The 19,969-nt window shown below is 71.7% G+C and carries 18 protein-coding genes and 1 pseudogene; 5 read left to right on the top strand and 14 right to left on the bottom strand.

Annotated features, from left to right (window positions below; genetic code table 11):
• Nucleotides 1–17: 17 nt before the first annotated feature.
• The 4 genes from KCH87_RS25585 to KCH87_RS25570 all read right to left on the bottom strand — a co-directional run bounded on the left by KCH87_RS25585 (nt 18) and on the right by KCH87_RS25570 (nt 6,547).
• The gene (locus tag KCH87_RS25585; protein ID WP_210588643.1) at nt 18–1,178 is read right to left on the bottom strand and encodes an FAD-dependent monooxygenase; all 1,161 of its coding nucleotides are present in this window, start codon (nt 1,176–1,178) and stop codon (nt 18–20) included.
• A gap of 110 nt (nt 1,179–1,288) precedes the next feature.
• Nucleotides 1,289–3,406 (bottom strand): bifunctional serine/threonine-protein kinase/ABC transporter substrate-binding protein, encoded by a 2,118-nt coding sequence (locus tag KCH87_RS25580; RefSeq protein ID WP_210588581.1) that lies wholly within the window; start codon nt 3,404–3,406, stop codon nt 1,289–1,291.
• Between the two features lie 43 nt (nt 3,407–3,449).
• On the bottom strand, nt 3,450–5,648 hold the full coding sequence (locus KCH87_RS25575; protein WP_210588580.1) for a bifunctional serine/threonine-protein kinase/ABC transporter substrate-binding protein: 2,199 nt from the start codon (nt 5,646–5,648) through the stop codon (nt 3,450–3,452).
• On the bottom strand, nt 5,645–6,547 hold the full coding sequence (locus KCH87_RS25570; RefSeq protein WP_247196771.1) for a hypothetical protein: 903 nt from the start codon (nt 6,545–6,547) through the stop codon (nt 5,645–5,647). Before KCH87_RS25570 ends, KCH87_RS25575 begins: the two co-directional genes overlap by 4 nt.
• Before the next feature lie 163 nt (nt 6,548–6,710).
• Between KCH87_RS25570 and KCH87_RS25565 the strand changes: the two genes are divergently transcribed.
• The gene (locus KCH87_RS25565) at nt 6,711–7,007 is read left to right on the top strand and encodes a DUF1905 domain-containing protein (protein WP_210588579.1); all 297 of its coding nucleotides are present in this window, start codon (nt 6,711–6,713) and stop codon (nt 7,005–7,007) included.
• 16 nt (nt 7,008–7,023) lie between these two features.
• Here the strand turns inward: KCH87_RS25565 and KCH87_RS25560 are convergent, their stop codons facing one another.
• From KCH87_RS25560 to KCH87_RS25550, 3 genes are read right to left on the bottom strand one after another with little or no spacing between them, the layout of a single operon-like run.
• A complete protein-coding gene (locus tag KCH87_RS25560; RefSeq protein WP_210588578.1) occupies nt 7,024–7,911 on the bottom strand; it encodes an aldo/keto reductase in 888 nt (295 codons plus the stop codon).
• A gap of 29 nt (nt 7,912–7,940) precedes the next feature.
• A complete protein-coding gene (locus tag KCH87_RS25555; protein ID WP_210588577.1) occupies nt 7,941–8,975 on the bottom strand; it encodes a zinc-binding dehydrogenase in 1,035 nt (344 codons plus the stop codon).
• 41 nt (nt 8,976–9,016) lie between these two features.
• A complete protein-coding gene (locus KCH87_RS25550; RefSeq protein WP_210588576.1) occupies nt 9,017–9,247 on the bottom strand; it encodes a hypothetical protein in 231 nt (76 codons plus the stop codon).
• Between the two features lie 288 nt (nt 9,248–9,535).
• Here KCH87_RS25550 and KCH87_RS25545 point away from each other — a divergent pair.
• Nucleotides 9,536–10,111 (top strand): annotated as a pseudogene (locus tag KCH87_RS25545) (transcriptional regulator); the annotation flags it as partial.
• An 11-nt stretch (nt 10,112–10,122) separates the two neighbouring features.
• Here KCH87_RS25545 and KCH87_RS25540 read toward each other — a convergent pair.
• Nucleotides 10,123–11,040, bottom strand: coding sequence for a helix-turn-helix transcriptional regulator (locus tag KCH87_RS25540; RefSeq protein WP_210588574.1), 918 nt, complete (start codon nt 11,038–11,040; stop codon nt 10,123–10,125).
• 153 nt (nt 11,041–11,193) lie between these two features.
• The gene (locus KCH87_RS50140; protein WP_282612986.1) at nt 11,194–11,328 is read right to left on the bottom strand and encodes a hypothetical protein; all 135 of its coding nucleotides are present in this window, start codon (nt 11,326–11,328) and stop codon (nt 11,194–11,196) included.
• A 153-nt stretch (nt 11,329–11,481) separates the two neighbouring features.
• On the opposite strand from KCH87_RS50140, the gene KCH87_RS25530 reads away from it, so the two are divergent.
• The 3 genes from KCH87_RS25530 (at nt 11,482) to KCH87_RS25520 (ending at nt 14,652) form a co-directional block, all read left to right on the top strand.
• Nucleotides 11,482–12,624, top strand: coding sequence for an ABC transporter substrate-binding protein (locus tag KCH87_RS25530; RefSeq protein ID WP_210588573.1), 1,143 nt, complete (start codon nt 11,482–11,484; stop codon nt 12,622–12,624).
• 130 nt (nt 12,625–12,754) lie between these two features.
• Nucleotides 12,755–14,008: a histidine kinase gene (locus KCH87_RS25525; RefSeq protein ID WP_210588572.1), complete on the top strand. Its 1,254-nt coding sequence runs from the start codon at nt 12,755–12,757 to the stop codon at nt 14,006–14,008.
• The gene (locus KCH87_RS25520) at nt 14,005–14,652 is read left to right on the top strand and encodes a response regulator transcription factor (RefSeq protein ID WP_210588571.1); all 648 of its coding nucleotides are present in this window, start codon (nt 14,005–14,007) and stop codon (nt 14,650–14,652) included. The genes KCH87_RS25525 and KCH87_RS25520 overlap by 4 nt, the downstream gene beginning before the upstream one ends.
• 17 nt (nt 14,653–14,669) lie before the next feature.
• Here KCH87_RS25520 and KCH87_RS25515 read toward each other — a convergent pair whose 3' ends face one another.
• Genes KCH87_RS25515 through KCH87_RS25495 form a run of 5 tightly spaced genes read right to left on the bottom strand, consistent with a single transcriptional unit; the run spans nt 14,670 to nt 19,962 of the window.
• Entirely contained in the window at nt 14,670–15,485 is an 816-nt protein-coding gene (locus KCH87_RS25515; RefSeq protein WP_210588570.1) for an NAD(P)-dependent oxidoreductase, read from the bottom strand.
• On the bottom strand, nt 15,485–16,030 hold the full coding sequence (locus KCH87_RS25510) for a DoxX family protein (protein WP_210588569.1): 546 nt from the start codon (nt 16,028–16,030) through the stop codon (nt 15,485–15,487). The genes KCH87_RS25515 and KCH87_RS25510 overlap by 1 nt, the downstream gene beginning before the upstream one ends.
• Nucleotides 16,027–16,941, bottom strand: a complete 915-nt coding sequence (locus tag KCH87_RS25505; protein WP_210588568.1) for an alpha/beta fold hydrolase — start codon at nt 16,939–16,941, stop codon at nt 16,027–16,029. Before KCH87_RS25505 ends, KCH87_RS25510 begins: the two co-directional genes overlap by 4 nt.
• The gene (locus KCH87_RS25500; protein WP_210588567.1) at nt 16,938–18,581 is read right to left on the bottom strand and encodes an OB-fold domain-containing protein; all 1,644 of its coding nucleotides are present in this window, start codon (nt 18,579–18,581) and stop codon (nt 16,938–16,940) included. Before KCH87_RS25500 ends, KCH87_RS25505 begins: the two co-directional genes overlap by 4 nt.
• Before the next feature lie 16 nt (nt 18,582–18,597).
• Nucleotides 18,598–19,962, bottom strand: a complete 1,365-nt coding sequence (locus KCH87_RS25495; RefSeq protein ID WP_210588566.1) for a cytochrome P450 — start codon at nt 19,960–19,962, stop codon at nt 18,598–18,600.
• Nucleotides 19,963–19,969 lie beyond the last annotated feature (7 nt).

Raw genomic sequence — 19,969 nt, 5'->3', positions numbered from 1 at the left:
GTGGGGCTCCGGGGGTTTCAGACGTCGATGCCCCACGCGGCCGCATGAGGACCGAACCTGTTCTCCGCCGCGTACGCCACCCAGCGCGCGTTCCGCGCCTCGGCCTCGGGCCCGTCCGGCAGGTGATAGGCCCGGCCCGCCTGGGCGGAACCGGCCTGTACGTTCGTGGCGGTCGCCAGCCGCCGACGCACATACCGGTCGAGCGCCTCGGGCACCTCGGCCGGCGTCGCACCTTCAAGGACGTCACCCAGCACAGCCGCGTCCATGATCGCCTGCGCCGCGCCCTGGGCCAGGAACGGCACCATCGCGTGGGCACTGTCGCCCAGCAGCGTCACCCGCCCGCTGTTCCATCGCTGAAGCGGGGCGCGGGTGAAGATGCCGTAGCGGAGCACCTCCCCCGCGCGTTCGAGGACGCTGAGCAGCCGGGGGTCCCACCCCTCGAACGTGCGCAGTTGCTCTCCCGGCTCCGCCTGCGCTGTCCACGACTCCTGCGCGGGCTCCGTTGTGTCGAACACTCCCACGACGTTGAGCAGTCGGCCGGGACGCACCCAGTAGTGGACGAAGTGCCGGCCCGGCCCGAACCAGCCGGCGTACTCCGGCAGGTCCAGATCGGCCACCTCGTCGGCCGGGAGCAGCGCCCGGTAGGCGGCGGTCCCCGAGAAGACCGCCTCGTCCTTGCCGAAGAGCGACTGGCGGGCCGGGGAACGCACCCCGTCCGCGGCGACGACCAGGTCCGCGCCGAGGCGCTCACCGCTCCCGGTCGTCACATACGCCGAGGCGTCGTCCTGATCGATGCCCACGACCTCGGTGTCCAGGCGCACGGACTCGGCCGGCACCGCGTCTGCCAACGTCTGGCGCAGATCGGCCCGGTGGGCCTGTAGATAGGGCGCGCCGAACTCCTTCTCTGCGTCCTGCCCGATCGGGTAACGGCAGATCTCGGCCCCGTCGGACCAGGTCCGGAAACTCACGTAGGGAGGCCGGACCGCCTGCGCGGCGACCGCGTCGAGCACGCCCAGCCGGCGCAGCACCCGGGTGGCGTTGGGCGCCAGTTGAATCCCGGCACCGATCTCGGTGAACCGCGGTGTCTGCTCGACCAGCGTGACCTCGCAGCCGGCTCTGCGCAGGCTGAGCGTCGCGGCCAGTCCCCCGATGCCCGCCCCCACGACGATCGCTTTCATCCCCGACCCCGCTTCGCCGGAACGCGTCACGTGCATGCCATCAGCAGAGGCAGGATAACGAACCGGACTTCAATGATGTACGACGCGTTTCGGGCACAATGCGGGCTGGTTCATGTCTTCTTGGGGATGTCGTCGGAGCGCGACACGAAGCGGGCGGCTCCCCCGGTCACGACGTACAGGAACTCGCCACCGTCGTCGTTGGCCTGGAAGTACTGGTTGGCGGCGTCGAAACTGACGCGGCGGGTGATGCCCTGCCAGGGGCGGCGCAGGAGGACTGAGCGCAGGGTGGACCGGCCGTCGTCGTCGAGGTGTGCGAGGCCCTGGGCGGCGAACCGGACGGCGTCGTACGCCTCGGCCGCCCATGGGCCCGGCGCACGTTTGTAGCGGGTGCGGAACGCGGCGGCGAACGCCTTGGTTCGGGGGTCGGCACTCGCGTCGATGTAGCCCGTACCGATCCGCCAGCCCTCGCCGACGGCGAGGAAGGGGGTGGCAAGGACGTGCTCGCCGGCGACCCGGGCACCCTGGTGGCCCGCGTTCCGCAACGCGCGGGCGAGGGCGGCGGCGCGGTCGGGGTTCACCCCGCCGAAGACGACGGCGTCGCGGGGGCGGGTGGCAATGCGGCGCGCGGCCCCGGTGAAGTCCTGGTCGGCCGCCACCTCTTCGATCACCGTCTCGCCGTTGAGCTTGCCATGGGGGCTGGTGATGTTGATGGTGGCCCGGCTCTCCGCCTCGGTGGCCAGGTCGTGCACGATCACCGTGCGGCCGGGTTTGACGGCCCTGTTCAGATAGCGCAGTGCCGCGCCCGGGCCGACCGTCCGGGTGGAGCGCAGCACGAGCGCGGAGGTGGTGTTGACCAGGTTGAGGTCGTCGTGGTCGGCGCGGGTGACCAGCACGGTCAGCCGGGCCTCCGTACACGGGGGGAGGGCCGCGAGCACGGTCGCGTTCGTGCCCGCGGCGATCACCACGGACACGTCCGGGTCGTCGGCCAGCCGGGCGGCGGCCGCGGCGGAGCCCCTCGCGGTGCCGCGGTCGTCCGTGGTGCGCAGCACGAGGTCGATCGTGCGCCGGGCGTCCTGGTTGTGCTGCTCGACGGCGAGGCGGGCGCCGCGCTCCTGGGCCGTGTAGAAGGGCCTGTCCGGATTGCCGAGCAGGGCGACCACGTGGCGGGCCCGCCGGCCTGAACCGGTGTTCGCGGATGCGTTGTTGCGGCCCCACTGCCACCACGCTCCCGCCCCGGCCGCCGCGGTGACACCGGCTGCGGCCCCCGCGACGAGCAGGCGCCGCCGGGTGGGCGAGGGCTGTGCGTCATACGGGTCCACGGGTGCGGGCCCCGCGACCATGGTGGGTTCGGGCACGGGCAGGTCGAGGACGCGTGCGGCACGGGCGGCGACCAGGGCGGGCAGGCCCTCGGGCAGCCACGCGTCCGCGGCGAACTCGCCGAGGATGTCGCGGAGTTCACGCGCGCTCGGGCGCCGCTCCGGTTCCTTCGCCAGACACCGCCGTACGGTCCGGTCGAGGCCCTCCGGTACGCCGTCCAGGTCCGGTTCCTGGTGCACCGTCCGATACAGCACGGCCGCGGCGCCGCCGGTGCCGAACGGAGGCCGGCCGGTGACCGTGTGGGCGAGGACGCAGCCGAGGGAGAAGACGTCGCTGGGCGGACCCACAGTGTGCCCGCGGGCCTGCTCGGGCGAGAGGTAGCCGGGGGAACCCACGACGGAGCCGTCCGTGGTGAGCGCGGTCGCGCCGACGGCCCGCGCGATCCCGAAGTCGATCAGGCGCGGCCCGTCCACGGCCAGGAGTACGTTCGCGGGCTTGACGTCCCGGTGGACAAGACCGGCCGCGTGCACCCCGTCCAGCGCCTCCGCCAGCACTGTGCCCAGGCCGCGCAACTGCGCCTCGGGCCAGGGTCCGTGCAGCGCGACGGCCTCGGCGAGGGACGGGCCGGGCACATAGGCCGTGGCCAGCCACGGGGAGCGGGCGTCGGCGTCGGCCGCGACGACCGGCACGGTCCACCGGCTCGTGAGGCGCGACGCCAGCTCGGCCTCACGGCGGAAGCGGGCGCGGAAGCCCTGGTCGTCGGCGTACTCGGCGCGGATCACCTTCAGCGCGCACCAGGCGCCGTGCGGTGAGCGCGCCAGGTAGACGACGCCCATGCCGCCCGCGCCGAGCCGTCCCGCCAGCCGGTGACCACCGATCAGGGACGGATCGGAGGGCAGCAGCCGTTCCACGTCAACCGCCTCCGTTCCCCGCTCGTCCCCGCCCCGGCCCTCGTCAGCTCTGGCCCTGCGCAGCGAGCCACAGATCGCCCAACGATCCCAACTGCCGGAATCGTCCGCCTTGGACCGCGTGGACGAAGGTCTCATCGCGCCAGCCATCCGAGGTGTTTTCGTAATGGTGGTACCTGCCGAAGGTGTATGTCCGGGCAATGCCTTTGTACTTCGCCTTCGCCAGCCGTTCAGCGACGGCGGCCCGCACCGGCCGCCGGCGGGCCCCGGCCGGGACGGTGCGGGCGAACTCGGCGAGCAGCATCCGCACACTGTCGTACGCCTCGGTGGCGTACGGCTCCGGTGTGGCGCCGTAACGCTTCCGCCACGCCGCGGTGAAGTCCTTGGCCTTCTGTGTCTTGAGTACGGAGGGGTCCACGGCCGACGTGACCACGAACCAGCCCTCGCCCGCGGCACCCGCCTGTTTCGGGAAGTCCGAGGCGTACAGCTGGGGCTGCATCCAGCGCGGCCCGGTGAAGCCGGCCGCGGCCAGGGTCTTGGCCGTGCGGACGGTGGCGTCCAGGGGGGCCAGGCACACAAGGGCGCCGACACCGGCGGCGAGCAGTTCGCGGACCACCTTCGGGCCGTCGTCCGTCTGCTCCGCGACGACGCGGGGTATGACCTCCGCGAGGACGGTTTCGCGCCAGCCCTCGACCAGCGGGGTGCCCAGGTCCTGCATGATCGTGCCGCCGGCCCGGTCGATCACGATGCCGGCCGGCACCGCCTGACCCGTGATCAGCGCGTGGAGGGCGATCCAGGTGCCGAGCGCGAGATGGGGGGCGCCGGTCTGGAACGAGGTCCTGGGCGAGGTCACGAAGTAGTCCTGCTGGCCGGTGGTGCTGGACACATGGGTCAGCCCCGCCTCGCCGTAGACGGCCGCGGCCGCGCGCATCGGGATCTCGGCGACCGGCCCCAGCACGGCGACGACGTTCCGGTCGGTGGTGAACGCCTGGGCAACCGCCCGGGCGCCGGCCACGTCGCCCCGGTCGGCGAGGACCTTCACCTTCAGGTCGTAGGCGCGCTTCGGGGAAGCGTTGTGCTCGGCGACGGCCAGGCGGGCGGCACGTTCGGAAGCCCGGCTGACGGCGACGTCGGCCGTGTCGGTGGCCGTGTGCACGCCGAGGACGTACACGGGACGCCCGCCGGTCCCGGACGGTTCCTCGTCGTCACCCTCCGACGCCCACACCGCCGCTCCGGTCCCGCCGGCCGCGAGCAGCAGTGCACCGCCGGCGAGCAGCAGACGGCGCCGGCCGGGGTGCCCGGCGGGGGCGTCCGAAGCGGCCTGCTCATCCGGTCCGTCCACGACCGTGGGCTCGATGCCGGGCAGAGCGAGGCTCTCGGCGGACCTCGTGGCGACCATCCGGGCGACGGGGTCCGGGAGCCAGGTGCCGGAGTCGTCCGGAGCGTCCTCAGCGAGGAGAAGCCGTATCTCCTCGGCCGTGGGCCGCGCGTCGGGGTCCTTGGCGAGACAGCGCTCCACCAGGGTCCGCGACTCGCCCTCCATACCGGGGAGTTCCGGTTCGTCGTGGACCGTGCGGTACAGCAGGGCATCCGGTGTGCCGGTGCCGAAGGGAGGGGTGCCCGTCGAGGCGTACGCCAGCACGCAGCCCAGCGCGAAGACATCGCTCGCGGACGAGGCCGGTCGCCCCTCGGCCTGTTCCGGGGCGAGGAATCCGGGCGTGCCGACCACGACCCCGGACGCGGTCAGCACCGTGTCGTCGGCGGCGCGCGCGATGCCGAAGTCGATCAGGCGTGGGCCGTCCAGAGCGAGCAGTACGTTGCCCGGCTTGACGTCCCGGTGGACGAGGCCGGCCGTGTGCACGGCGTCCAGGGCCTCGGCCAGCGATCCGCCGAGGACCCGCACGGCACTCGTCGGCAGCGGGCCGTGCTCGGCGACCGCCTCGGCCAGGGAAGGCCCGGGGACGAACACGGTGGCCAGCCACGGCTCGCGGGCCTCGGCGTCGGCGTCCAGGACGGACACCACCCAGGGGCTGTCCACCCGCCGTGCCAGTTCCACCTCTCGCGCGAACCGGGCACGGAAGTCGTCGTCACCGGCGCTCTCCCCCCGGATCACCTTGATCGCCGCGAGCGCTCCCGCGTCGGTGCGCCCGAGATAGACGACGCCCATGCCGCCCGCCCCGAGCCGCCGCAGCAGCCGGAACCCGGCGATACTGGATGGATCGGACGGCCGCAAGGTCTCGCTCATCGCTCCGCCCCCTCGGTCTCGGCCGACGTGGCCGCGGGTGTGTCTACTGGTGTGTCGGCCGGTGTTTCTGCCGGTTCGTCCTTGGCACCCGCACCGCCCGCGTCCCCCTGGCTGTCGATCTCGGCGGCGACGTAGCCCACTCCCTGCAACATTTCGCCGGTGACGGCGGAATCCTCCGCCTCGGTCCGGCCCGCGCCGTGTCGCGCCGTCGCGGCCACGGTGACCGGCCCGAGCCGGAACTTGGACCAGTCGAAGGGGTGCGCCTCGCTCACGCCGTCGGCGACCCATTCCCCGGACTCCGCCAGGTCGTCATCGCTGACCGCGTTCCGCTCGTCGGTGAACGCGTCGACCCGGGAGTACAGGCCGCGCACCACGTCCGTGGCGTTGAGCCGCTGCTCGGGGCAGCGCAGCGCCGACTCCAGCGACCCCGCCATGTCGCGCCGCGCCGCCACGGCGTTCTCGTGCACGGTGACGGTCAACGACACATACACCGACCCCTTGCCGTTCTTCTCCTGCAGCTCGAACGCCCGGGTGAGGCTGGCCAGTACGGTCGCCGGCAGTCCCTCGCGCCGCCACTGGCAGTCCTCGTGGAGTACGGCCCAGGTGGTCGGATCGCTCTCGAAGGGCTCGCGCTTGCGATACCCGATACCGAAGAAGTCGGGCCGCACCTCGAGTTCACGAACGAACGCGATCGCTTCGGCCCGCGTCTTCGGCGCGCTTTCCTCCGGAAGCGTGTACGGATCGCTCACCGGCGTCGCCGACGGCGTCGCCGGGGTGGGCGAACCGGAACTCCGTTTCGGCTTCCCCTCCGCCCCGGCCCCGTCGTCCGACCCGCTCGTGCACCCCGCCAGCAGCAGCGCCCCCGCCGCCACGACCAGGACAGGTCTCCACCCGGCCATGCATCACTCCCCTCCCGTACGCCCCCGCGCTTGAAGGCAGTGTGGCGTATGTGAACGCCATGCCAACTACCCTTACAAAAACGCTCAGTTAAGGGTGCTGACGGTAACGGGAGGCACGCCGGTTGCACCCGGAGAGCGACATCGAGGAACGGGGCTGAACCTCATGGAGATCGACTTCACCGGCCGGGTGATCGAATGGCGCGGGCCTGCGCCGTACTACTTCGTTCCCGTGCCGGACGAGGAGTCCGCCGACATCCGCGAGGTGGCCGCGATGGCCACGTACGGCTGGGGCGTGATCCCCGTCCGGGCCCGGATCGGCGAGGCCGATTTCGAGACTTCGCTCTTCCCCAAGGACGGCGGCTACCTGCTGCCGCTCAAGAACGCCGTGCGCAAGCCGCACGGACTCTCGGCAGGCGACGACGTGACCGTGCGGATGACCATCCGGCTCAGCGGACCGTGAAGCGAACGAGCCGCCGTCAGCGGGTGCCGAACGTGTCCAGTCGGATGACCTCCGGGTCGGGTCCGCTGCGCAGGCCGGTGTCGAGGGCGTCGATGGCGGCCACCTCGTCGGGCGTGAGGGTGAAGTCGAAGACGTCGAAGTTCTCCGCGATGCGGTGTGCCTTGACGGACTTCGGGATCGCGCACACGCCGTGTTCGAGGTGCCAGCGCAGGACGACCTGCGCGGCCGTCTTGCCGTACTTGTCGGCGAGCGCGGTGACGACGGGCTCCTCCAGGGCGCTGCGGCCGCCGTTCGGCGCGTCGCTCCAGTAGCGGGTGATCCCACCGATCGGCGACCAGGCCTGGGTGGCGATCCCGAACTGCTCGTGGACCTCGCGCAGTTCGCGCTGGATGAAGTACGGGTGCAGTTCGACCTGGTTGACCGAGGGCACGACCTCGGTCTGCTCCATGAGGGTGCGCAGGAGCCCGGGGGTGTGGTTGGAGACGCCGATCGCCCGGACCCGGCCGTCGGCCAGCAGCTTCTCCGCGGCCTTGTAGGCGGCGAACCAGGGCTCGGGCTCCAGCGGCGCCGGCTGGTGCAGCAGATACAGGTCGAGGCGGTCCAGGCCCAGCTTCTCCAGGCTCGTGTCGAAGGCCCGCAGCGCGGAGTCGTGACCGTAGTCGGTCAGCCACAGCTTGGTCGTCACGAAGACCTCGTCGCGGTTCACGCCGGAACGCTTGATGCCCTCCCCGACCTGCTCCTCGTTGCGGTACGCGGCGGCGGTGTCGATCAGGCGGTAGCCGTCCCGGAGGGCGGTCTCGACCGCGGCGGCGGTCTCCTCCGGGGGGCTCTGGTAGACGCCGAGGCCCAGGGCGGGCATCTCGACGCCGTTGTTCAGCTTGAGGATGGGGGCCTTGCCGGTCATGGCTGTTCCTTGGGTGTGCGGTGGCGGGATCAAGGCTGGACGAGCACCTTCAAGGCCTCACGGTCGGCCATCGCCCGATAGCCGTCGGGGACGTCGTCGAGGCCGACCGTGCGGTCGAAGACGCGGCCCGGCTCGATGCGTCCCTCCAGTACGTCGGGCAGGAGTTCCCCGATGTAGGCGCGGGCCGGGGCGACGCCGCCGGTGAGGGTCAGGTTCTTCATGAACTCCGGGAAGCCCAGCGGGACTTCGCCGTACTGCGGTACGCCGACCCGGCTGACCGTGCCGCCGTCGCGCACCACGCCAAGCCCCGTCTCCAGGGCGGGCAGCGTGCCGACGCACTCCAGCACGGTGTGGGTGCCGTCGCCGCCGGTCAGCTCCCGGACCCGCTCGATGCCTTCCTCGCCCCGCTCGGCGACGATGTCGGTGGCGCCGAAGTCCCGGCCCAGATCGGTGCGGTCCTTGTGCCGGCCCATCAGGACGATCCGCTCGGCACCCAGCCGCCGGGCGGCCAGTACGGCGGACAGGCCGACCGCGCCGTCACCGATCACCGTCACGGTCGTACGAGGGTCGACGCCCGCCGTGACCGCGCAGTGGTGGCCGGTGCAGAACACGTCGGAGAGGGTGAGCAGCGAGGGCAGCAGGGCCGAGTCCTCGGCCACCGGCAGCTTGACCAGCGTGCCCTGCGCCTGCGGAACACGCACCGCCTCGCCCTGGCCGCCGTCGACGCCGTCACGCCCCCAGGAGCCGCCGTGACGGCAGGACGTGTGCAGCCCTTCGGTGCAGAAGTCGCAGGTGTTGTCGGCCCAGAGGAAGGGGGCGACGACCAGGTCCCCGCGCTTCAGCCCGGAGACGTCCGAGCCGAGTTCCTCGACCACGCCGAGGAATTCGTGGCCCATGCGCTGGCCTTGCTCCGTGGCGGGCAGGGAGCCGTAGGGCCACAGGTCGCTGCCGCAGACGCAGGAGCGTACGACACGCACGACGGCGTCGGTGGGCTGCCGGATCGTCGGGTCCGGAACGTTCTCGACCCGGACGTCTCCGGCGCCGTACATCAGTGTTGCTCGCATGAGGGTTCTTTCCTTGTGCTGGACTTGGATATGACAGCCCGTCAGTAACGGCCGCCCTGCGGGCCGGGCAGGTCGTCGAAGGAGGCGAAGTCCATCCCTTCCCGTGTCCACAGCGACAGTTCCGACTGCACGGAGGTCACCGGGTGAACGGACCGGGCCCGCTTGATGTGGTGGCCAGCACCGCCCGCGCGGTAGCCGTACGACATTCCCAGGCAGCCGAGGCCGAGAACGCCGGTCTCCGGGCCGTCGGTGCCGAGTGTCGTCGTGCGCATGCTCTGCCTGCTTCCTGAGCTTGGTGTTTCTCGTCCGTGCCGTGCAGGGTCCTTCCACGATGGGCTTGAACCGGATGACCGCGCCCCTGGCACTCGGCCAGTCGGCGTAGCCGGTCGTGGGGGCCCACCGGCCACGCTCCCGCTCGGGCGCGTCCCCTGCCAGGCCGGGCCGTGCCGGGGAACCGTGTTCCGGGGTGTCAACAGGGCCCCCCACCCACCTACCGGCCGGTCACCGGCGAACGCACACTCGATGACATGACGCGTGAGCAGCCCATGAGCGCGGGCACCGAACCACCTCCGGCGGCGACCGGCCGGACCGTGCGCCCGGGCGTGAGGCTGCTGCTGGAGAGCCTCCGGCCGAACCCCGCGCACGTGGTCGGCCGCACCGACGACCTGCTCGCGGCCAACCCCGGCGGGCTGAGACTGCTCGCCGGGATCGAGGAGTGGCCGGCCACACAGCGCAACCTCGCCCGGTATGCCTTCCTGCACCCCGCCGCCCGCACCCTCTTCCCCGACTGGACCACCCAGGTACGCGGCTGCGTCGCCCGCCTGCGCGCCCTGGCCGGGACCGACCCCGACGCCCCGGACCTGACCCGGCTCGCCGGTGAACTCCTGCTGAAGAGCCCGGAGTTCGCCCCTATGTGGAAGCGCTACGACGTCAAGGCCCGCGCCCACGGCCGCAGGACGTTCCACCATCCCGACGTCGGCGACCTCACCCTCGGCCACCAGACCATGGAGCTGGAGGGCGCTCCCGGCCACCGGCTCATCGCGTACTACGCCCGGCCGGGCACCGCCGAGTACGACTCCCTCGTCCTCCTCGACCTGCTCGGCGCGCAGTCGACGCCGCGCGGGCCGGCTTCGTAGCGGCGTTCCGGTCAGGACTCTGTGCGCGGCTGTTGTCCGACCTTCGCTTCCGGATGCCCGGCGGGCTGGGGCGCGGTCAGGTCGAGCAGGAGCATGGCGTCGTGATCGGGGGTGCCGGGTTCGGCGGTGTACACGCCGAGGCGCTGGCCCGGGGTGTCTTCGAGGTGCATGCTCTGGCCGGTGAGGGTGAGGACGCCGACCTGGGGGTGGTGGAAGGTCTTCTGCGGCTTCTTGCGCCCGACGACGTCGTAGCGCTCCCACAGCTTGGCGAAGTCGGGGCTCTTGAGCAGGAGTTCGCCCACCAGGCTGGTGAGGTCGGGGGCGTCCGGGTCGATGCCGGCCTGGGCGCGGAGCCGGGCGACGCAGCCGCGTACCTGGTACTCCCAGTCGGGGAAGAGGGTGCGCGCGGTGGGGTGGAGGAAGAGGTAGCGGGCGAGGTTGCGCTGCGTGGCAGGCCAGTCGGCAAGGCCCGCGTACAGGGCGAGGCCGCCGGGGTTCCAGGCGAGCAGCTCCATGCTGCGGCTGATGACGTAGGCGGGGTTCGGCCGCATCGTCTCCAGCAACAGCCTCAGGTGCGGGCCCACGGTTCGGCTGGGCGGCGGCGGAGGTTCGGGGGCGTACCGGGCGGCCCGGGCGGCGAGCTCGCGCAGGTGCTGGTGCTCGGCGTCGTCGAGGTGCAGGGCGCGGGCGAGAGCGTCGAGCACGGAGGGGCTGGGGCGGGTCTCCTTGCCGCGCTCCAGGCGGACGTAGTAGTCGATGCTCATGCCGGCGAGCGTGGCCAGTTCCTCGCGGCGCAGGCCGGGTGTGCGGCGCAGGCCGGTGCCCACGGTGAGGCCGACCTGGTCGGGCCTGGTCTGGGTACGGCGTGCGCGCAGGAACTGGCCCAGCTCCAGGCCGCCGCCACCGCTGCTGCTCCGCTCGGATGCCATACCGCCAGTGTCGCACCGCCCTGACCTGCATGGCAGGCGTGTGGGGAGCCCTGTCGCTACCCCCCAACGCCGCTCCCCGGCACACCCCGGCCTGCCACCGCGTCCGGAACAGGGCCGGACCGACATCTCGTCGGGTGCGGTGCCCGAGGACAGCTAGGTACGGATCTGCTGCTGGTACTGATCGGCGCCGCTGCCCTCGGAGCCCGCCTTGGTGCCGCCGCTACAGGCCGCCGGCACGGCGCCGGACGTCAACGCGGCGATCAGGACCGGGAGTCTGCGTGTCTTCATGCGGTGTTCAACCATTCGGTTGAATGCGGATTCGATCCTTCGCGCGTTTGATCGCTACGAACGGGCGACGCGAGGACCCTCCAGGACTGCCGACAATGGGCGGTGCCCAGGCGCCAGGGCCCTGTACACCCCCATCAGAGAGGTCTCCTCCCCATGTCCAGCTTCCCCAGCAGACGACATGTCCTCGCCACCGGTGCCGGCGCCGCCCTCGGTGTCGGGGCGCTCGGCGTGGCCGCGACCCCGGCAAGTGCCTCTCCCGTCAGGTCCCGCGGCGGCGGGCCGGAGGAGACCAGGACGCTCGACGAGCTCTATCGGGCCGCTCTCGCGGAGGGCGGCAAGCTCGTCATCTACGCCGGCGGCGACACCCCGACCCAGCAGGACGGGACGAGGGCGGCCTTCAAGAACCGGTTCCCGGACATCGACCTGACCCTGATCGTCGACTACAGCAAGTACCACGACGTCCGCGTCGACAACCAGTTCGCCACCGGCACCCTCGTCCCCGACGTCGTACAGTTCCAGACCCTCCAGGACTTCACGCGCTGGAACGAGCAGGGCAGGCTGCTGCGCTACAAGCCGGCCGGGTTCTCCAAGGTCTACGACGCCTTCAAGGAGCCGCAGGGCGCATGGGTGGCCATCGCCGCGATCGCGTTCAGCTTCATGTACGGTCCGGCGGCGGTCGGTTCGGACGTTCCCCGCACCCCGCTCGACCTGGTCGACCCCAAGTGGAAGGGGAAGATCGCCTCGTCGTACCCGCACGACGACGACGCGGTCCTCTACCTGTACTCCCTGTACGCGCAGACGTACGGCTGGGAGTGGGTGGCCAAGCTGGCCGCCCAGGACGTGCGGTTCGCCCGGGGCAGCAACTCGCCGGGAGAGGCGGTGACCGCCGGACAGAAGGCGATCGGTGTCGGCGGCTCGGGCTCACTGGCCGCTCCGGCGTCCTCGCCGACGAGGTTCGTCGTCCCCGACGGGCACCCGTTCATGTCCTGGGGGCAGCGCGCGGCGATCCTGAAGCAGGCAGCGAACCGCACCGCCGCCCAGCTCTACCTCAACTGGCAGCTGTCCGCCGGTCAGCAGCAGGCGTCCTTCAACGGCTGGTCCGTACGCACCGACGTCACTCCCCCGGCGGGCGTGAAGCCCATCTGGGAGTACGCGAACGGCAACCTGGACGGCTTCCCGCGTTTCATGGCGGACCGTGCCGCGGTCGAGCGCTGGAAGCAGACCTTCGCCCTGTACTTCGGCGAGGTCAAGGGTGACCCGACGCCCGGTTGGCTCGGGCTGCACCCGGGGGCGTAGCGGGGGGCAGGGCTGCCGGCCTGTACGCCGGGAGCGGCGGCCGTCAGCCCTGGTCTTCACATGACTCCTACAGGCGACGGATAGACTCGGACGCCCTGTCCGAGTGGATCATGCGCCCTGGGGGTTTGTCGTGACCGACCGCGACCCCGCCCACCGTCCGCCGCCGGCTCGCGGAACCCGGTTCGCCCTGGGGCAGATCCCGCACTTCGTGCTCTTTGTCGTCGTCGGTGCCGCGCTGTTCCGGCTCTCGCGACTCCAGGAACCGCTGTGCTGGGAGATCGTGACCGTCAGCGGGCTGCTCGCCGTCGGATACGCGGCGGTCCTGGTGCTGTGGGCCGGACTCGGTCCGCTCGCCCGCCATTCCTGGGTCGCCGCGCTGATCCTCCTCTGGGCGGTCCTCGTGACCCTCGCCCCGCCCCCGCTGACCGGTGCATACGCCTGGTGCGCCCTGCCGATGGCCTGTCTGGCCCTGCGCGCCATGGGCCGTGCGGTCATGGCCGAACTGGCCGCGATCACGGTCGTCCTGATCGGCCGGCTCACCCGCACCGCGGGCGCTTTCGACCCGGAACTGGTCCTGATTCCCGTCGCCGCCGTGTGGGGCACCGTGGCGCTGTACGGGGCGCTCCAACGCGACGCCACGGAACGCCAGCGGCTGCTGATGGAGCTGCAAGGGACACGTCACGTGCTGGCGGAGGAGCAGCGCAGGGCCGGTGTGCTGAAGGAACGCGAGCGCATCGCCAGGGACCTGCACGACACCCTCGCCCAGGAACTCGCCGGCCATCTGATGCTGCTGCACGCGGCGGAGCGGGATCTGACGGAACGGCCCGACGCCGCGCGGGCCCGGGTGCGGGCGGCCGTCGACGGCCTGGACGCGGGGCTGGCCGAGACCCGGCGGATCATCCGCGACCTCACGCCGGCCACGGTCGCCGAGGCGGGTCTGGAGGGGTCGCTGCGGCTGCTGTGCGACCGTGCGCAGGAGGAGGGCACGGCCGTGCGGGTGCAGTTCCGCTCGGTGGGAGCCCATCGCCCGGAGCTGGGCGCCCAGTCCGCCACCGCGCTGTTCCGGGTGGCACAGGGCATGCTGGCGAACGTACGGGAACACGCACAGGCGATGAACCTGCTGGTGACGCTGCACCACCACCCGGACCGGGTGGAACTGGACCTCTACGACGACGGTGTCGGCTTCGTCCCCGTCGGCGCCGGCCACGTCTCCCTGTCGGACCGGGGCGTGGGCCTGCCCGCGGCCCGGGCGAGGCTGTGCGAGTACGGCGGTGACCTCGACGTCGTCAGCACACCCGGCCGGGGAACCCGGGTCCGTGCCACTCTTCCCGCCCACCCACGGCCCGGCACGACCATGCCGACGTCGTCCGTGCTGACCCGATGACCGCCGCCCTGCGCCTCGTGATCGCCGACGACCACGTGGTGGTCCGGGCCGGGCTGCGGGCCCTGCTGGAGGGCGAGCCGGACCTCGAAGTGGTCGCGGAGGCGGGCAGCGGGGAGGAGGCCGTCCGGCTCGCCCTCGAACTTGCGCCCGACGTCGTTCTGATGGATCTGCGGTTCGGGGGCAACGGTCATGGCCTCGACGGCGTCGATGCCGTCCGGCGGCTGGCCGCAGAGTCACCGGGCCTGCCCGTGGTGATGCTGACCAGCTACTCCGGCCGCGTCGATGTCGTACGCGCGCTGGAGGCCGGGGCCCGCGGATACGTCCTCAAGGCGGGTCCACCCGAGGAGCTGTTCCGGGGCGTGCGCAGTGCCGCGGCCGGGGGAATGGGGCTGGCGCCGGAGATCGTCGGCGACCTCGTCGGTCAAGTGGTCGACCTGCGATCCGACTTGACGCAGCGGGAGAAGGACGTCGTCCGGTTGATGGCCGACGGGCACAGCAATCGCTCCATCGCCGGGGCCCTGTTCCTGAGCGAAGCGACGATCAAGACGCACCTGGTGCGCATCTACCGGAAGCTCGGCGTCGACAACAGGGCCGCAGCCGTCTCCGAAGCCGCCCGCAGAGGCTTTCTCGACCTCACCCCATAGCTGGGCCGACCCCCGGCTCAGCTATGGTTCATGAGGGCCAGTGCGGCATCGGCCGCCGAAATGACGATGTCCTTGGCCGCGCCCGCGGTGACGGCGACGTCGGTCACCAGGCGGACGTCCTTGCTGAGCAGGGGCCCGGCGTGGGCGGCGATGCGGTCGAGGGTGCCGCCGGCGGAGGCGATCCGGTTCAGGGCGAAGCTGTCGCCGCTGCCGTGGGTGACGGCGGACGCGAGGGCGGCGAGGTCGATGCCGATGTCCCGGCCGAGCGCCAGGGCACTGGCGGCGGTGGCGAGGTTGGCGGTGAACAGGACGTTGTTGAGGAGTTTCGCGAGCTGTCCGGTCCCGAGCGGGCCCATGTGCACGACCGGGTCGCCGTAGGTGGCGAACACCGGGCGGCAGAACGCGACGGTGCCCTGCTCGCCGCCGGCCATCACCAGCAGCCGGCCTTCGGCGGCGGCCGGTCCGCCACCGCTGACGGGCGCGTCGATGAGGGTGACACCGCCGGCTCGGGCGCGGTCGGCAAGACGGCGGCAGGTGTCGGGGTGGACGGTGCTGTGCACGGCGATCACTCCCCCCTGGCGCAGCCCGGTCAGGACGCCCGACGCTCCGGTGATGACCTCCTCGACATCGGCGTCGTCGACGACGCAGACGCAGACCAGGTCGCTGACCGCGGCGAGATCCGCGGGCGACGCCGCGCGTTTGGCCGGGGTTTCGGCGAAGGGGAGGAGTGTGGCGGGGCGGCGTGCCCACAGCGTCGTCTCGAAGCCCGCGTCGATGATCCGGCGCGCCATGGGGGCGCCCTGGCTGCCCAGTCCGATGAAACCGACTCGCATCAGCGGGCCTCCTGCTCAAGGGGTTCGTTGGTGGATGTCCCGGGTTCCGGCGTCGGTGCCGGCCGCCAGAACGCGGCGAGCAGCCCTGCGGTCGCCGCCACCGCTGCCCCGAGTGCCACACCGCCGCCCGCCCAGCCGGTGATCTCGATGCCGCTCGCCTCGTCCAGCGAGAGCCGCCCCGGTCCCAGTACGGCCAGCGCCAGGGAGACCGTCGCGAGGGTGAGGACGTACTCGTAGCCGTCCTTGAAGACGAAGAATCCGTTGCGGCGGTGCGCGAGGAGGCCCGCGACCAGCATGACCGAGATGACGGCCGCGCAGGCCAGCGGTGTGAGCAGGCCGAGCAGCAGCAGCGCGCCGGCGCCGATCTCGGTGACGACGCTCATCCAGGCCTGGAGCGTGCCGTGCCGCAGGCCGAGGCCGGTGAACCAGCGGGCGGTGCCTTCGATACGGCCGCCGCCGCGCCAGTGGTTGAGGCCGTGCAGGATCATGACGGCGCCCATGACCAGGCGTACCAGCAGCAGCGCGACGGCGTCCGGTTCGCTCATCCGGCTCTCCCTTGTGGTTCGTGTACGCCCTCCGCCGGGTCGGCGTTCTCGCGGCGGACCGCGCACTCCTCGGCGAAGGAGAGGACTCTGAGGTGGTAGGCCCGGGCGGCGTACCCGAGGCTCAGGTTGTGGCCGCTGTCCGGCTGTTCGCCCAGGCGGACCCGGGGTGAGGCGGTGAACAGCGCGGCGATCTCGGCCAGGCCCGGGGGGCCGGGGCGCCACACCGCCTCGTGGTCACCGAGGGTGTACTGGACGGGGATACGCACCCGGGCGGCCAGTTCGGCGAACTCCCGCACCCAGTCGCGCGCCTCGAACTCGTAGGCGGGCGAGGTGGCGGAGATGGCCGTCCCGCCGAAGACGTCCGGCGGATACAGCCGGCTCGGCCCCCACAGCAGATCGCGCATCCGGCGGCGGGCCGGTCGGCGGACGCCGATCTCCCCGTGCTCCGCCCACCGCGCGGTGAAGCGGGGATGGTGCTGCCGTCCGGTGCCGGCGATCTCCAGACCCAGCAGGGCAGTTCCGCGCTGCTCGGCGGCCATACGGATGGCCAGCTCGCTGCCCGCCGAGTGGGCCATGAGGAACACGCCCGCGCCGTAAGGCCCGGAGGTGAGCAGCTGGTCGAGTGCCGCGTAGGTGAGCTCGACCCGGCGGGCGGGGTCGGTCAGCTTCTCCTGGTGGGCGTGCGAGGCACCGTATCCCGGCCGGTCGAGGGCGATCACCGTGAAGCCGAGCGCCGCACCGGTGTGCAGCAGCGAGAGTCGGGGGCGCCCGGGGCAGTCGAAGTACGACGAGTCCGTGCCGCCGCCGTGCAGGGCGAGGACGACGGCGCGGGGTTGGTGGACCCGACTCGCCCGGTACGAGAGGGGGATGCCGTCGATCTCGACGGCATCGACGGTGGGGCTGTGGTTCACGTGTCCGTCCTGAGGAGAAGGACCCCGCTGGGTGTGAGGCCGCCGGAGCTGACCGCGGCGACCCTGGCGCCGGTCACCTGCCGTGCTCCGCCCTCCCCGCGGAGCTGGACGATCGCCTCGTGGACCAGGCCCATGCCGTGGGTGCGCCCGTGGGAGAGCTGACCGCCGTGGGTGTTGAGGGGCAGTAGGCCGTCTCTGGCGATGTTCTTTCCTCCTTGCAGGAAGTCCTTCGCCTCGCCGATGCCGCAGAAGCCCAACGCCTCAATCCAGGAAAGGCAGTTGAAGGTGAAGCCGTCGTAGAGCTCGGCCACGTCGACGTCGGCGGGGCGCAGCGAGGTGCGTGACCAGAGATGGGCGGACTGGCCGAGGACCTGGGGTTCGTGGGTGAGCGTGCTCTGGTCCCATTCGAGGCGCTCGGTGATCTGGGTGCCGACGGCCTCGACGAGTACGGGGGGCTTGGCGAGGTCCCGTGCGGCGTCCACGTGCGACACGATCACCGCGATGGCTCCGTCGCAGGGGACGTCACAGTCGTAGAGCCCGAAAGGGGTGGTGATGGGCCGGGCTTGAAGGTAGTCGTCCATCGTCATCGGGTCGCGGTAGATCGCGGTGGGGTTCAGGGCGGCGTTCGCGCGCTGGTTGAGGGCGATCCGGCCGAGGGTCTCGCGGGTGGTGCCGTAGCGATGGAAGTGGCGTTGGGCGTTCTGGGCGAGGGTGTGTGCGGCGGAGACCGCACCGAAGGGCTTGAGCCAGCCGGCGTCCGGGCCGCTCGGTGGCTGAATCCTGCCGCGTTTGACCAGTTCGCCGTACGACGCCTCCCACAGCGTCCGGAAACAGAGCACATGCCGGGCCAGGCCGCCCGCGACCGCCAGCATCGCCGCGATGAGCGAGCCGCCGGGGCCGAAGGTCTCGCCGCCGCCGTTGTGCCAGGTGGGGCGGATGCCGAGCGCGGACTCCAGTGCCGTGATGCCGCCTTCGGCGAAGCCGCCGTACGACCCGGCGCCGGGATAGGTCGCGAGGCCGTCGATGTCGTCGAAGGTGAGGCCGGCGTCGGCGATCGCCGCCTCGCAGGACTGCACGGTCAGGGAGAGCGGGGGCACCATCAGGCGGCGGCCCAGATCGGAACTGCCGATGCCGGTGATGGCCACCTTGTCCTCGAACTTCTCCATGGAGACCATCGGGCGGATCGCGGGTGCGGTCTCGTCCTCGGGAAGTTCGGCCGGTTCCCCCTGCTCGGCCGTGGGGCGGAACAGCGGCAGCCAAACGTCCTCGGCCTGCTCGAAGACGACCTCCATGCGCATGCCGAGGGCGAGTCCGCCGGGGTCGCACTCGACGGCGTTGGTGGTGAGCCGGACCCGCGGATCCTCTTCGAGGGCGACCTGGGCGACGACGTAGGGCGCCGGGAGGCCGGGCAGGCCGAAGCGGTGGTTGACGGTGAAGCCGATGAGCGTGGCGAAGCCGGAGACTTCGCGGACGCCCATGTCGTGTCCGCGGCAGTAGCGGCACACTGGCTGGGGCGGGTGGATCAGGGCCGTGCACGACGTGCACTCCTGAACCCGCAGCCCGCCGTCCGCCCCCGACGTCCAGAAGAACTCGTTCTGGTCGGTGATCAGGGGCAGGGGGCGTCCCTGAGACTCAGCCACCTGGGTTTCCTCCCTTTCAGCGGGCGATGTTCGCCCGGGCGGTCCGCACGGTGACCGGTTCGGCGAGACGCTGTTCGACGCAGGCCTTCTGGAGGGTCTCCAGGGTCTCGTCGAGGGAGGGGCCGAGGCGCTTGCCGGGCGTGAAGGTCGCCGGGAGGTGGCGCATGCCCTGGATGACGCCGATGGTCTCGTAGTGGACCGTTCCGTCGGGGTCGCAGCGGTAGTCCGGCATCCGGTCGAACACGGCCGTCACCATCCGCTTGAACACCATGCGGGCGACGTTCGAGCCGATGCAGCGGTGGATACCGAGGCCGAAGCTGCTGTGCCGGTTGCCCTTGCGTTCCAGGTCGACCCGGTCGGGGTCGGGGAAGACGGACGGGTCGCGGTTGGCCATGGCCCAGGACAGCCAGAGGCGTTCGCCCTCCTCGAAGCGCTGGCCGGCGATCTCGCAGTCGGCCGAGATGGTGCGTCCGTCGCCCGGTGCGGGGGTGTAGAAGCGCAGGAATTCCTCGGTCGCGGAGTCCAGCAGGGTGTCCCGGTCGCGGCTGAGCCGGTCGCGCTCCCCGGGGTTGTCGCCCAGCCATTCCAGCGCGTGCGCGGTGAGCGCCGTGGTGGTGTCGAATCCGCCGCCGATGAGCAGGGCCAGCACCCCGAGCAACTCCAGGTCGGGCGGCGTCTTTCCGTTGATCTCCACACGTACGAGAGCGTCCACCAGGCCCGGCCGGGGCTGCTCCCGGATCTCCTGGATCGCCGTGTACAGGGCCAGGCCCATGTTCCGGCCCAGCTCGGTGACGCGCTCCATGTCGGGTGAGTTCGGCGGGGTGTAGACCGAGGCGTGCGCCGGCTCGTTGTAGACGGTCCAGTCCTTGAGGGGAATGCCCATCATCGCCAGCGTGAGGACGGCCGGGACGATGTTGGCCAGGTCGTCGACGAAGTCGATCCGCCCCTCCTCGATCTTTTCGTCGAGACAGGCCCGCACCACCTCGTCGACGAGGGGTATCCAGCGGCTGACGGCCGCCGGGGAGAGATAGGGGTTGAGTGTCTGGCGGTAGTGACGCTGCTCCGGCGGGTCCATCTCCAGGAATCCGCCCTGCACTTCGGCGGCGCGGGGCGGCGAGGGGATGGTGATGCCCTTGTAGCCGCGCCTGACGCCCTTGACGTCGCGGTCGTTGGAGAGGAACTCCGCGGACCGGGCCAGTTCGAACACCTCGCGGTTGCCGCTGGCGACCCAGTGGCCGTCGTAGGTGTCCGTCCAGGCGATGGGACACTTGGCGTGCAGCTCGTGGGTGGTGTCCTCGAACTCGTGCCGGTACTCAGGTGTGTGCCGGTCGAAGTGCACTCGGTTCTTCTTGCGGTCGTCGTCGCTGACGGCCTCGCTCATGGGGACT

Origin of the sequence: Streptomyces sp. GESEQ-35 (assembly GCF_017948485.1) — a bacterium.
Lineage (GTDB): Bacteria > Actinomycetota > Actinomycetes > Streptomycetales > Streptomycetaceae > Streptomyces.
The sequence above is the reverse complement of the archived record's forward strand: the minus strand, read 5'-3'. Positions and strand labels throughout refer to the sequence as shown.

Bases quoted from the DNA above. Each gene is read 5' to 3' on its own strand.
- KCH87_RS25585 (WP_210588643.1), bottom strand. From the start codon at position 1,178: ATGAAAGCGATCGTCGTGGGGGCGGGCATCGGGGGACTGGCCGCGACG.
- KCH87_RS25575 (WP_210588580.1), bottom strand. From the start codon at position 5,648: ATGAGCGAGACCTTGCGGCCGTCCGATCCATCCAGTATCGCCGGGTTC.
- KCH87_RS25570 (WP_247196771.1), bottom strand. From the start codon at position 6,547: ATGGCCGGGTGGAGACCTGTCCTGGTCGTGGCGGCGGGGGCGCTGCTG.
- KCH87_RS25565 (WP_210588579.1), top strand. From the start codon at position 6,711: ATGGAGATCGACTTCACCGGCCGGGTGATCGAATGGCGCGGGCCTGCG.
- KCH87_RS25560 (WP_210588578.1), bottom strand. From the start codon at position 7,911: ATGACCGGCAAGGCCCCCATCCTCAAGCTGAACAACGGCGTCGAGATG.
- KCH87_RS25555 (WP_210588577.1), bottom strand. From the start codon at position 8,975: ATGCGAGCAACACTGATGTACGGCGCCGGAGACGTCCGGGTCGAGAAC.
- KCH87_RS25550 (WP_210588576.1), bottom strand. From the start codon at position 9,247: ATGCGCACGACGACACTCGGCACCGACGGCCCGGAGACCGGCGTTCTC.
- KCH87_RS25540 (WP_210588574.1), bottom strand. From the start codon at position 11,040: ATGGCATCCGAGCGGAGCAGCAGCGGTGGCGGCGGCCTGGAGCTGGGC.
- KCH87_RS50140 (WP_282612986.1), bottom strand. From the start codon at position 11,328: ATGAAGACACGCAGACTCCCGGTCCTGATCGCCGCGTTGACGTCCGGC.
- KCH87_RS25530 (WP_210588573.1), top strand. From the start codon at position 11,482: ATGTCCAGCTTCCCCAGCAGACGACATGTCCTCGCCACCGGTGCCGGC.
- KCH87_RS25520 (WP_210588571.1), top strand. From the start codon at position 14,005: ATGACCGCCGCCCTGCGCCTCGTGATCGCCGACGACCACGTGGTGGTC.
- KCH87_RS25515 (WP_210588570.1), bottom strand. From the start codon at position 15,485: ATGCGAGTCGGTTTCATCGGACTGGGCAGCCAGGGCGCCCCCATGGCG.
- KCH87_RS25510 (WP_210588569.1), bottom strand. From the start codon at position 16,030: ATGAGCGAACCGGACGCCGTCGCGCTGCTGCTGGTACGCCTGGTCATG.
- KCH87_RS25495 (WP_210588566.1), bottom strand. From the start codon at position 19,962: ATGAGCGAGGCCGTCAGCGACGACGACCGCAAGAAGAACCGAGTGCAC.